At 60.4% G+C, this 12332-nt stretch carries 14 protein-coding genes; 5 read left to right on the forward strand and 9 right to left on the reverse strand.

What is annotated here, in order from left to right; all coding sequences use genetic code 11:
- Window positions 1–197: 197 nt before the first annotated feature.
- Entirely contained in the window at window positions 198–944 is a 747-nt protein-coding gene (phbB, locus tag ABID44_RS17040; protein ID WP_354152898.1) for an acetoacetyl-CoA reductase, read from the reverse strand.
- Between the two features lie 10 nt (window positions 945–954).
- A complete protein-coding gene (locus tag ABID44_RS17045; RefSeq protein WP_354152899.1) occupies window positions 955–1392 on the reverse strand; it encodes a hypothetical protein in 438 nt (145 codons plus the stop codon).
- 533 nt (window positions 1393–1925) lie between these two features.
- Here ABID44_RS17045 and ABID44_RS17050 point away from each other — a divergent pair.
- The 4 genes from ABID44_RS17050 to ABID44_RS17065 all read left to right on the forward strand — a co-directional run bounded on the left by ABID44_RS17050 (window position 1926) and on the right by ABID44_RS17065 (window position 4589).
- Window positions 1926–2258, forward strand: a complete 333-nt coding sequence (locus ABID44_RS17050) for a c-type cytochrome (protein ID WP_354152900.1) — start codon at window positions 1926–1928, stop codon at window positions 2256–2258.
- A 248-nt stretch (window positions 2259–2506) separates the two neighbouring features.
- Window positions 2507–2923 carry a hypothetical protein gene (locus tag ABID44_RS17055; protein ID WP_354152901.1) on the forward strand — a complete coding sequence of 139 codons (417 nt, stop codon included), beginning with the start codon at window positions 2507–2509 and terminating at the stop codon, window positions 2921–2923.
- Window position 2924: 1 nt separating this feature from the next.
- Window positions 2925–3608 (forward strand): baeRF11 domain-containing protein, encoded by a 684-nt coding sequence (locus tag ABID44_RS17060; RefSeq protein ID WP_354152902.1) that lies wholly within the window; start codon window positions 2925–2927, stop codon window positions 3606–3608.
- Between the two features lie 102 nt (window positions 3609–3710).
- Window positions 3711–4589 (forward strand): universal stress protein, encoded by an 879-nt coding sequence (locus ABID44_RS17065; protein ID WP_354152903.1) that lies wholly within the window; start codon window positions 3711–3713, stop codon window positions 4587–4589.
- 28 nt (window positions 4590–4617) lie between these two features.
- Here the strand turns inward: ABID44_RS17065 and ABID44_RS17070 are convergent, their stop codons facing one another.
- From ABID44_RS17070 to trxC, 6 genes are all read right to left on the reverse strand, one after another.
- Window positions 4618–7839 carry an efflux RND transporter permease subunit gene (locus ABID44_RS17070; protein WP_354152904.1) on the reverse strand — a complete coding sequence of 1074 codons (3222 nt, stop codon included), beginning with the start codon at window positions 7837–7839 and terminating at the stop codon, window positions 4618–4620.
- A gap of 1 nt (window position 7840) precedes the next feature.
- Entirely contained in the window at window positions 7841–8839 is a 999-nt protein-coding gene (locus ABID44_RS17075; RefSeq protein WP_354152905.1) for an efflux RND transporter periplasmic adaptor subunit, read from the reverse strand.
- Window positions 8840–8856: 17 nt separating this feature from the next.
- A complete protein-coding gene (locus ABID44_RS17080; protein WP_035026717.1) occupies window positions 8857–9057 on the reverse strand; it encodes a YgaP family membrane protein in 201 nt (66 codons plus the stop codon).
- Between the two features lie 135 nt (window positions 9058–9192).
- On the reverse strand, window positions 9193–9576 hold the full coding sequence (locus ABID44_RS17085; protein ID WP_354152906.1) for a DUF5368 family protein: 384 nt from the start codon (window positions 9574–9576) through the stop codon (window positions 9193–9195).
- A 10-nt stretch (window positions 9577–9586) separates the two neighbouring features.
- On the reverse strand, window positions 9587–10882 hold the full coding sequence (locus tag ABID44_RS17090; protein WP_354152907.1) for an NAD(P)/FAD-dependent oxidoreductase: 1296 nt from the start codon (window positions 10880–10882) through the stop codon (window positions 9587–9589).
- Between the two features lie 28 nt (window positions 10883–10910).
- Entirely contained in the window at window positions 10911–11357 is a 447-nt protein-coding gene (gene trxC / locus ABID44_RS17095; protein WP_354152908.1) for a thioredoxin TrxC, read from the reverse strand.
- 94 nt (window positions 11358–11451) lie between these two features.
- On the opposite strand from trxC, the gene ABID44_RS17100 reads away from it, so the two are divergent.
- The gene (locus tag ABID44_RS17100; RefSeq protein WP_354152945.1) at window positions 11452–11778 is read left to right on the forward strand and encodes an ArsR/SmtB family transcription factor; all 327 of its coding nucleotides are present in this window, start codon (window positions 11452–11454) and stop codon (window positions 11776–11778) included.
- 134 nt (window positions 11779–11912) lie between these two features.
- On the opposite strand, the gene ABID44_RS17105 is transcribed toward ABID44_RS17100, so the two are convergent.
- Entirely contained in the window at window positions 11913–12233 is a 321-nt protein-coding gene (locus tag ABID44_RS17105; protein WP_354152909.1) for a PepSY domain-containing protein, read from the reverse strand.
- Window positions 12234–12332 lie beyond the last annotated feature (99 nt).

Below are 12332 nucleotides of genomic sequence, written 5' to 3' on the forward strand. Positions count from 1 at the left end.
TACGGCACAAATGACGGAGCAATTGGCGGCGTAGAAACCAACCCGATCCACCTTAGCCAAGCCGCCAAGCTGTCTCACCAGACGGGTCCACCTCAGTGTTCGCACTCTACAAACGCTCGATCGAAGTGGCAAAAGATCGGGTGGGTGAATAAGCGAGGGCACACCCGAACACCCGAAGTTGCTGCAAAGCAGCTATTTCAGCACATATGCTGACCGCCATTCATCGCAATGTTACTTCCAGTCATGAAGGCGGCCTCCTCGCTTGCTATAAACGCCACCAGCGCCGCGATCTCGTCTGGTTGACCTAAGCGGCCAACCGGAATGGTTTCGACGATCCGCGCGAGCACATCCTCGCGCATGGTCGTTAGCATCTCGGTCGCCAAATAGCCTGGGGAGACGGTGTTGACAGTTACGCCAGCCCGGGCCACCTCCTGAGCCAGTGCCTTGGTGAAACCATGCACGCCTGCCTTTGCCGCCGAATAGTTGGTTTGGCCAAACTGGCCCTTGCTGCCGTTAATCGAGGAAATGTTGACGATACGGCCCCAGCGGCGCTCCATCATCGGCTCGATGAAGAGTTTTGTGACGTTGAACATTGAGTCGAGATTGGTCCGCAGCACCACGTCCCAATCGGCTTTGTCAAGTTTGCGCAAGGAAGCGTCTCTGGTAATACCTGCATTGTTTACGAGGATATCAATTTGTCGGTCGTCCAAATGAATTTGCTGCGCCAGATTCTGGGTTGATCGGAAATCGGAGACGTCTACACCATAACCGGTAAGCCCATAGCCTTGGTCCGCTTGTGCAGCGAGCCAGGCGACGGCTTTGCTGTTACCGGGCGTGTGGGTAATGATCACAGTATGGCCGGCATCGTACAGAGCGCGAGCAATCGCAGCGCCCAATCCACGATTGCCGCCGGTCACCAGTGCGGTGCGCTTGATGTTACTCATGGCATCGCGTTCATTTTTCGGCCGTTTTTGCGTCTGTTGTCACAGCTTGAGCCCCAGATATGCCCCAATGCTTGAAAAAATTTCCGCCTTCTAGGGCGCTACCGAAGGCGTCGAAGACGGATTGATGCCAGTTTCCAAGCGCCTGCTGAAGCCCGGTCGCGAAGGATATCTGATTTTTCAAAGCAATCTGGTTTGCAGCTTGAACGTCATTCAACCGGCTCTGAAATACCGGCCAGCACACTTCAGATGGTAACGTTGCCAGCGACTGCCAGTCGGCTGCGCGCAACCGGCCCTCAATCTGAGCCGTAGAGTCGGACGTGCCACCCATACCGAATTGCTGTACGGCGGCCATCCAGTTGCTGCCGCATTCTTGGAGCAACTCAATGATACGCTGTTGCAGTTCAACGTTGGCCTTGTATATTTCCGAGGGGAACGATCCAGCACTCATCTTTATGCTCCTCTATCAGAATGAATTTCGGATAGGACTTGAGCAGGCTCGTTGACCTCCTATACTCGTCCAGCCGACGTGCTTGGGGCTCCCCAAGCACTCTAACGATCAAGCCTCGCCCTGGCAGCGTGACGCTCTTTGCGCCACCTGTACCGACCCACGCAATCTCGGGCCTGTTTGCCGATTGCGAGTGACTTATTACTATCTTTTAGCAATGCAGGCAAGAGTGACTCGAGCAGGAACCTTTGGTTGCGATTTTCCGGTGTGCGCCGAGGATTAGCTGCGAACGCGCAACCATTGATCACTGCCTCCTGAGCCCGGACGGATACGATATAAGGCTTGCGTTTAGTCGTCTGACTGAGGCGACATGCCAATGTCTAGCCAGGGATTTCGGCGTGGCTCAACGTCGGCAGGTGTCGTTCTGAGAATTGCAATGAAATGGCGAGTACCGATAGAGCTGATTAAAGTGAAAGAATCTCGTCGGCAACAGTCTTCCGTGCCACAAAAGTACAGGCTAAATACCGGAGCCACGCATGAAATCTCGAATCCCAACTTTCCATCTTATGGTTTTCGGCTTGGCGATAACCATCTACACAACTAACGTTGACGCCCAAGACGGCGCCGAGCGTGGCAAGGCGCTTGTCACACAATATTGTTCGGAGTGCCATGTCGTAGGCCTCATGGGGGGGAGCCCGAATCCCAAAGCTCCGCCATTTCGGGAACTTTCAAAACGATTTCCGATTGACGCACTTGAGGAAACTTTTATCGACGCCATCGACACCGGCCATCCTGGAATGCCTGTTTTCAAGGCGACGCGGGAACAGATTGATGCAATCATCGACTACATAGCAGATGTGATGGAATAATTTTGATCCAATGATAGTGTATCCATCCTCGACATATGGCCCGAGAAAAGGGAAACACCTTCTAAAAAGAGGATGCGGTCAGAGGCCCAATGATCTGGCGACATATCGGTGAGATCAAATCCTTGAACGAGATCAAGGAAGTATTTGTACAGAGCGTCAGGTATACTGTCCTTCATCGGGGGGTATGACCGCGTCCTGTCATTCCAAGCTCAGATGGCGCTCCGTACCAATGAAGAAAGGACCTTTTCATGCTTTGTGTCGACATCCCGACTCGTTCCGAATTTGCCACCCTTGTCGGTGCGCGTGCCGATGTTTGCGTGTCGCTCTATTTGAAGACCACGCCACTGACGCAGGAGACGTCGGCCTCCCGCATCGAATTCGGCAATCTGGTACGTGAGGCGCAGAAGCAGCTTGAGGATGCAGGCTTCGACAAGAGGCGGCTGGCTGCGCTTCTGGAGCAGTTGAGCGATCTGGTTGACGATGATGAATTCTGGCGCTTCCAGGCAAACAGCCTTGCTGTTTTCGCCACGCCGGATGCGCTGCGGACCTATCGGCTCGGTCCAGGTCGCAGACCGCTTCCACCTGAAGCCGCTGTTCCGGGCGGTGACCTTCCCGCATTCAGCCTTCGTCCTCGCCCTGTCGGAGAACGCCGTGCGCCTCGTTGAGATGCATGCCGATCTGCCGCCGGTAACGGTCAAGGTCCCGGGCCTGCCCAAGGACGCGGCCTCCTCGGTCGGCAAGTCGACGCTAAACGATCGTACTTTCAGCGGCCGCATCCATGGCTCCGAGGGGCAGAATGTGCGCTTCCAGCAATATGTACGGCGGGTGGATACGGCGCTGCGTCCCATTCTGGCCGGGCGCGAGACCCCGCTGATCCTGGCCGCCACCGACCGCCTGGCTTCGGTGTTTCCGCAGATCAATTCCTATCCGCACCTGCTGCGCGAAACCATTGTCGACAGTCCGGACCGCCTGACCGACGCCGACCTGGCGCAGCGCGCGCGTCCAATCCTCGACAATGCCTACGAACAGGACCTGGGCGCCATCCGTGCCTTGTTCGACAAGCGCGCCAACGACCGCCGCACCACGACCGATATCTCGGATGCGGCCCGCGCAGCAACCTTCGGCGCAATCGACACGCTTCTGGGCGACATCGATTCAGTCGTGCCGGGTTTTGTCGACGACGAAAGTGGCGCGGTGGAATTCGTCGAGAAGGACGACGCGAACGCCTATGGTGTGGTCAACGAGATTGCCAGCCGGGCGTTCGTCAGCGGCGCCAAGGTACTGGGGGTGCGGCGCGCCGACATCCCCGGCAAAAAGGAACTTGCGGCGATCCTGCGCTATCCGCTTTGATACGGCCAAAAGCCAGCAGGCAGCCTGCCTCCGCTAATGCTGGGGGCAGGTCATTGGCACGACGGGATATCGTCATCCGTTTCGCACCCAGGGGAGGACAGCTTGTCGATCAACACCATCGTCGCAGCGCTTGCGCTCGAAACAGACAACGATCCGGTCGCGGGCCGCGCCTTGCAGCTTGCCCGCCAGCACGCAGCGCGCCTTATTTTCGTCCATGCGGTCGAAGATACGCCCCCCGGCGGTGACTTGCCGGTTTCGCTCGATGTTTCCGCACTGCACGCAATAGTGGAACGGAATGCAGTCGACCGGATCAGGCAATTGACCGGCAATCCCGGGTCCGAAGCGGTGGTGGACATCGTCGTTGAGACCGGAAAGCCATATCAGGTCATCGACGAGATCGTGCAGCGCGAAGGCGCCGACCTCATTGTCATCGGCCCGGGCAAGGCCAAAAACATGCGTGAAAAGGTGTTTGGCTCCACGGCCGACCGCGTCGTGAGAACTGCGCGAGAGCCGATCCTGGTGGTTCGGACATCGGTGGCCAACCCCTATCGGCACACCACCGTTGCCGTGGATTTTTCCGCAGCGTCACGGGCGGCGGTGAAAGCTGCCTTGCGGCTTGCGCCAGATGCGGTCATCGAGCTTGTCCATGCCATCGAAACTCCGCTAGCGTTTGAGCAGGCGATGCTGAGAGCGGGAACCTCGCAAAAGGAAATCGACCGCTACCGCCGAGCGAGAGCCAGCGAGGCCCGCCGGCAGATCAGCGCGTCACTGGAGGAGCACGATCTTCCTCTCATCCAGACCAAGTTGCGGATCGTCCATGGAGATGCAGCCCAGGCATTGGTGCGTTTCACCCGCCGCGGCCGAACCGATCTGATGGCGCTCGGCACCCATGGCGGCAATGCGCTTTCGCAGTTGTTGCTGGGCAGCGTCGCCCGCCATGTGTTGCACGCCGCCGGCTGCGATGTGCTTGTTTCGGCCTGATCCTGACTATACCCGGGCGGTGTAGCAATCACGTCCGCAGCACCCGGTAGATCGCCGGGATGACGAGAACGGTAAGCAGCGTCGACGAGGCGAGCCCGAACAGCAGTGAGATTGCCAGCCCCTGGAAGATCGGGTCGGCGAGGATGACGGCGGCGCCGATCATCGCCGCCAGCGCGGTGAGCAGGATCGGCTTGAAGCGGATGGAGCCTGCCTCGATCAGGATTTCCGTCAGGTTGCGGCCGGCGGGATCGACATGGCGGATGAAGTCGACCAGAAGGATTGAGTTTCGCACGATGATGCCGGCAAGCGCGATGAAGCCGATCATCGAGGTGGCCGAAAAGGGAGCGCCAAACAGCCAGTGGCCGCCGAGGATGCCGATGAAGGTCAGCGGGATCGGCGTTAATATGACCAGCGGCACCTTGAACGAGCCGAATTGGGCAACGACAAGGATATAGATGCCGAGCAGCGCCACCATGAAGGCCGCGCCCATGTCGCGAAAGGTCACCCAAGTTACCTCCCACTCGCCGTCCCACAGCAGTGTCGGCGCGCGCTCGTCCTGCGGCTGACCATGCAACGAGATGACAGGCTTCTCAAGGCCGGTCCAATCTTGTGCATCGAGCGCCTGCTGCACGGCGATCATGCCGTAGAGCGGGGCTTCGAAATCACCGGCAAGCTCGGCCGTCACCATCTCTGCGGCGCGGCCGTTGCGCCGGAAGACGGGCAGCGACGCGCGCTCCTCGGATATGCGCACTACATCGCCCAGTTCCACCACGCCACGATCGCCCGGCAGCACATTGGCCGGGATCGGCGTGGTCAGGAAGCGCTCGTCCAGCCGACGCTCATCCTTCGGCCGTTCGATGCGGATCGGGATCGGCTGGCGGCCCTCGCCGCGATGCGAATAGCCCACCATTGTGCCGCCGCCGAGTATCGCGAGGGTGTCAAGCACATCGCTTTCCTCAACCCGGAAGAATTCGAGGTCATCGGTGGAGATGGTGGCACGCAGCCGGCGGGGGGCCGTGCCATAGGAATTGTCGACATCGACGATGAAGGGCACGGAACGGAAGGCCGCCTCCACCTTTCCTGCGACCTTGCGCCGCGTCTCGGCGTCGGGACCATAGATCTCGGCCAGCAGCGTCGCCATCACCGGCGGACCGGGCGGCGGCTCGACCACCTTGAGCGTCGTGCCATCCGGCATCCGCACCGTCGCAATGCGCTGGCGGATGTCGAGGGCGATGTCGTGGCTGGCGCGGCTGCGTTCGCTTTTCGGCTTCAGATTGACCGCGACCTCGCCCATCTGCGGTTCGGCACGGTGGAAATAGTGGCGCACCAGGCCGTTGAAGTCGAAAGGTGCGGCAGCACCCGCATGGGTCTGGACCGAAACCACCTCGTCCATCGCCAGAACGATGCCCGCTACCTCCTGCGTCACCGCATCGGTCGCCTCGACCGACGACCCCTCGGGCAAGTCGATGATAACGGAGAGTTCTGACTTGTTGTCGAAGGGCAAAAGCTTCACCGTCACCGCCTGCGTATAAAACAACATCAGCGAGCCCAGCGTGAGTGCGCCGACAGCTAGCAGGAAGATCCAGCTTCGCCCCTTCGATGCCAGCACCGGCCGCGCGGCGGCAGCATAGAGCCGTCCTAGCGGCCCACCATGGGCGTGGCCGGAGCCATGCTCATGGAGCGGCGCCTTGCCGGCTACCTTCAGCATCAGCCAGGGCGTGACCATCACCGCAACAAAAAAAGAAAAGATCATCGCCGCCGAAGCGTTGGCCGGGATCGGGCTCATATAGGGGCCCATCATGCCCGACACGAATAGCATTGGCATTAGGGCGGCCACTACCGTTAGCGTCGCCACGATGGTGGGGTTTCCGACCTCGGCCACCGCCTCGATGGCCGCCTGCCGTCGTCCGCGCCCGTCGCCCATCGCCCAATGGCGGGCGATGTTCTCGATCACGACGATGGCATCGTCGACCAGAATGCCGATGGAGAAGATCAGCGCGAACAGCGAGACACGGTTCAGCGTGTAGCCCATCACCCAGGAGGCGAACAGGGTGAGCAGAATTGTCACCGGGATGACGACAGCGACCACCACCGCCTCGCGCCAGCCAATGGCGAACCAGACCAGCAGGATGATGGAGAGGGTGGCAAGACCGAGATGGAACAGAAGTTCATTGGCCTTCTCATTGGCAGTCTCGCCATAGTCGCGCGTCACTTCGATGGCGATCTCGTCGGGGATCAGCGAGCCCTTCAGCGTCTCGACGCGATGAAGGATGGCATCGGCCACGGTGACGGCGTTGGCGCCCGCGCGCTTGGCCACAGCCAGCGTCACCGCGGGAACACGCAGCACGGTTGCGCCCTCGCCTCGCGTCACGGTGGAGACCAGCGCCTCGTCCGGTTTCGTGACAAAACCGACCGTGGCGACGTCGCGCACATAGACCGGGCGACCATCGCGCGACGTGAGCAAAAGATTGCCGATGGCGGCGGGGGTGGCCAGCGTCTCGCCGGCGGCCAGCACGATCTGCTCGCCCAGGTCACGAACACTACCGGCCGGAAAAGCGCGGTTGGCGCCCTGAACCTTGCCGGCAAGCTGCTGCAAGGTGACGCCATAAAGCGCCAATCGGGCGGGATCGGGTGCGATACGGATCGCCTCGTCGGCGCCGCCAACCAGATAGGTGAGGCCGACATCCTCGATCTTGGCGATCTCGGTCTTCAATTCGCGGGCAATGCGGGTCAGGTCGTTGGGCGTGATATGGCTGGCCGCCTCGGCAACCGGGGCCAATGTCAGCGACACGATGGCGACATCGTCCACCCCGCGTCCGACAATCTGCGGCTCCGGCACGCCGACGGGAATGCGGTCCATATTGGCGCGGATCTTGTCATGAACGCGCAATACCGCCGCATCCGCCGAGGTGCCGACAAAGAAACGGGCCGTGACGAGCACGCGGTCGTCACCGGTCTGGGAATAGACATGCTCGACACCGTCGATGCCCTTGACGATGGTTTCCAGCGGCTCGGTGATCAGCTTGACTGCATCCGGCGCTTTCAACCCGTCGGCCCGTACGGCGATGTCGACCATCGGCACGGAAATCTGCGGCTCTTCCTCGCGCGGCAGAACCATCAGCGCGATCAGGCCGAAGACCAGCGCGGCAATGAGGATCAGCGGCGTCAGCGCCGAGGTGATGAAGCTGCGCGTCAGCGCACCAGCAATGCCGAGCGACGGGCCGGTGCCATGTTCACTGGGATTAAGCATATCAGGGAACGACAATCGTTTCGCCGGCGGCAAGGCCGGTCAGGATTTCAACATAAGCGATGCCGTCGCGCCGCATGACCTCGCCGGGCACCACGGCACGCTCGACGTCCTGGCCATCTTGCCGCACGCGCACGAAGTCGAGCCCTGAGCGGGTAGCGAGCGCTGAACGGGGCACCAGAAGCGCGTCGCGCGTACCAACCGGCACTTCGACCAGGACACGGGAATCGACGAAAGTGGTGTCGAGCCGCTCGAATTCGACATCGGCGATAACACGGCCGTTCTGAATACGTGGATAGACCTTGGCGAGCCGACCCATTGCTTCCGCGCCACTGGCCGAAACGCGGATTTCAGCGCCTTCCTTCAAGGCATCGGCATGGCGTTCGGGGATCGCCAACCTCAGGAAAAAGCCGCCTCCGCCGACAGTAGCTACAGCTTCACCGGCCATGATGACCGTATCGCGCGTGATTGGCACGCCGAGCACTACGCCGGATACCGGCGCGAGTACGGCGCCCTCCTCGCCCTGCTGGACAACGACCGAGCGTTGCGCCTGCGTGGCGACGATCTGATTGCGCGTCACTTCCACATCGGTCTGCAATTGCTCCAGCCGCTGCGCGGTGCTGACCCCGCGCTCGACCAGCGAGCGCCCGCGGGACAGTTCGGCTTCGGCTCGCGAAAGCTGAGCGTCCAGCACGCGCAGTTGCGCATCGATAGCGGCGACCTGGAAGGCAAGCTTGTCGTCCCGCACCATGGCGATGCGCTGACCGGCCGCAACCGTGTCGCCTTCCGAGACGAGAAGCTCGACGACGGTGCCACCGATGCGCGCGCGCGCCGACACGAGATCGCGTGCCTCCACCCTTCCGTAGACCGCTTTCCATTCCGGCACGGTTTGCGTGCTGAGCGTTGAGGTGTCGGTGGCAAGCACCGGGGATGTCGCCACGAGCCCGGCGGCAAGCGTCAATGCAGCCGCCGCGCGTGCAGCGGTGGGGATAGCGATACGCATGGCAGCTTTCTAGCTGTTCAGATCGAGCAGGCGGGCTTGAAGCCGAGGCGCTTCAGTACGCTTGCTGCCGGGCAGAGGCCGGTGAAGGCCGATTGGAACATGTTAAAACCGACGAAGACGGTCAGCCAAACGAAATAGGGTGACACCCACACGGTCAGCGCCACGGAAACGAGCACCATGAAGCCGGCGAATGCCAGGACGGAACGTTCGAGGGTCATGCAAATTCTCCCTTGTTAATGTAATATCCTATATACGAACATATGAAGGTACGCAATATGCGTTTTGCCTTTGCTTGTCTGCAAGGGGCCGCTCAGGCAAATCGCGCGCAGGTAGCGCCTGTTCGCCCCGGTCAGTCACGCCATGCTTTTGTCGCAGACTGCTGGGGTGCGGCGTGCGCAGCGCCATGACGCCATCGAAAAAACCATCGCCGCGATACCGCCACCCGGAATGAAAGCAATGAGGATAGCAACAAGATAGTCGACAGGCCCGTTGAGCGCGGCATGGGTGGCCATGGTCCAGCCCGGCACCAGCATGAAGAAGATTGCTGTTGCAACGCCCCCAGCGAGGGCCGCCGCGATGATCGGGTGCTTCGGCGATCTTCGTGCGGATCGCAGCTTCATGGCAGCCGACACCACACCGACAACCAGAACCAGTGCGATCAGAAGAAGGCCCCACAGCCATGGTCCCAGGCTTTCCCGCAATATGGCGAACATTGTGACGGGGTTGAAATCTTCCATGATGCCTCTCCTATGCCAGACCGCGCAGCATTGCCCTGTAGGCGCCCTTCAGGCCCTTTTCCTCGATCAGCCATGAGATCCAGAGCTCTTCGAGGGGTGAAATAAACGGGAAGGACGGCGTGAGATTGCCGTCATAGTCGAACTCGATCAGCATCGCCTTTCCGTAGGCCGTGACCATCGGGCAAGACGTGTAGCCGTTGTAGGTGGCGAGAGGCTCCTTGCCAGAGGTTTCAGCAACCAGGTTGTCCACGACGACGGGGGCCTGCCATTTGACGCTTGCCGCCGTCTTTCCGCGTGGCACTCCGGCAATGTCACCGACCGCAAAGACATTCGCATAGCGTGGGTGGCGCAATGTCGCCTTCTCCGCTTCCACCCAGCCATCGGTGGCAAGCGGACCGTGCTGCCAGGGCAACGGGCTGTTCATGACCGCATCCGGCGCGCGCATGGGTGGTACGACATGAATAAAGTCGTAATCAAATGTGACCACGCCCTCCGGCGTCTCATAGGTTGCTCGTTTTGCGCCCGGATCGATGGCCTTGAGGACATGGCTGAAATTGACGGCAATGTCGCGCGCGGCAAACATTTGCGTGACGCGGTCATGTACGGGCGGAACGGAAAAGACCGTTGGGTTGTGGGCGTTATAAACAAGCTTGACCGCGCTGCGCCGTCCTTTCCGGCGCGCCAGATCGTCGGTGATGAAAGTGACCTTTAAAGGGGCGCCGGCACATTTCATCTCAGTCGTGGGCCGGCCGAACAGGCCGACGCCGCCCTGATCGACAAACGCATCGATCGCACGAAACGAGGCTGCCGCTGCAGGAGGGTTGGCATAAATGGATGCAATGCCGTTCGTGCCGATCAGGGAACGATCCATACCCTCGATCCGCTCATAGTCGAGTGCCAGCCCTGTCGCCACGAACAGGAAGTCGTAGGGCACACGCCGGCCGGAGCTCGTGGCGACGGTGTTCGAATCAGCGTCGAATTCCGCAACCGCCTCGGTGATCCAATCGGCCCCCGATGGCATGAAGTCCGCATTTCGGAACGTAACGTCGTCAGGGGACCACAAGCCAGCGCCGACAAGGGTGAAGCCGGGCTGAAAGTGATGCGCTGTCTTCTCATCAATGACGGTGATAGCCGCCTGTGGCATTTGCCGCCGCAGCCGCGAAGCGAGCGCCAGTCCCGCGGCACCTGCGCCCGCTATGACGATACGCGCCTTCGCGGAAGATGTTGCGGCCCTGACATTGGAAAGTGCGATACCGTTTACCGCGGCCAATGCCGCACCTGTCAAAAGGAATTGTCTTCTGTTCATCACCCGCCTCCTCTTGCCTGACGATGGTTCACGAGCCTGGGGGAAGCTTGCTTCGCACCCAATCGACGATCTGTTGCGTGGTCATCGCCCCGGCCGTGCGGGCCAGCTCATAGCCGTGCGCAAAAAGGATGAGCGTGGGGATGCTGCGAATGCCAAGCCGGGCGGCGATTTCCTGATGCTCGTCCGAGTTCAGCTTGACGAGCCGCAGGTCGGGCTCCAGCAGCCGGGCGGCTTCTTCAAACGCGGGCGTCATCATCCGGCACGGGCCGCACCACGGCGCCCATACGTCCACCAGCACCGGCACGGAACTGCGGCCGGTCTGCTTATCAAACATGACCGTATCGACTTCAACGGGGTGGCCGTCAAACAGAGGTGCTTTACACGAACCGCACCGGGCCTTGCCGGCGTCACGCTCTGCCACTACCCGGTTTACCGTGGCGCATTGCGGGCAAACGATGGTGCGAACGGTTTCCATTGCGTCTGGCGCCTCACAAGATTTTGTCCACCGTGTTATGCACGGGGCGATGATCCGCATTGACAAATATACGAACAAGCGTAGATATGCAACTATGAAACTTGATGTTGAAGCCATGCAACTGGCCGCCGATGAGGCTTGCGAGCTTCTCAAGGCCATGTCGAATCGTCACCGGTTGCTGATCCTGTGCCAACTGGTGGACGGCGAAAAGTCAGTTGGCCAGCTTGCCGAATTCCTGGGCATTCGGGATTCGACGGTATCGCAACATCTGGCGCTTCTGAGAAAGGACCGGCTCATCGCGGGGCGTCGTGACGGTCAGACGATCTGGTACCGGATCGAAAGCGGATCGGCGCGCAACGTCGTGGAAGTGCTCTACGCAACCTTTTGTGTGCGCACCCATGCGAAGCCAGCGGGAACCTAAGGACTTGAGGTGCCCGGCGCGTTGATATCGAAACAAACCCCGCAGAAGTAGCGGGGTTTGTCGATGGTCTGGCCTCAGCTTGTAGAGCTTCGGTAGGTACGGCGCATCCGACTTCAGTCTTCCTCGGCCTCCTGCTAGGTCATGCCATCTCCGTTCCCGTTCACCGATGCATTGTTGCCATCGCCGAAGCGCTTGACCTTGCCATCGACGACGTCCAGCGTTGCAGGATCAATCTTCACTTTGAGGACATTTCCGCTGGTATCGGTCACTCGAAGCTCGTAGCAGCCATCGTCGATCTTCATCTTGTCGATGGTCCACCCGAAATCGCCGGCAAGCCGCCCCAAGGCCTCAAAGGATTGTCTCTGTTCGGGCGGAACGTCGCATTTCTCACCGGCCAAAGCAGCGGTTACGGGCAGCGCGGCGAGGAATGCAAGCATTGCCAATGTTTTCTTCATGATTCCAACTCCCGAGTTGCGGTTGTTCATGGAGGAAACCATGCGGTGCAGAACTGACGTACTCCTGAAGCGTAATAACGATTATCGTCAGCTTTCGGT

This window comes from Aquamicrobium ahrensii, assembly GCF_040545755.1.
GTDB classification, from domain to species: Bacteria; Pseudomonadota; Alphaproteobacteria; order Rhizobiales; family Rhizobiaceae; genus Mesorhizobium; species Mesorhizobium ahrensii.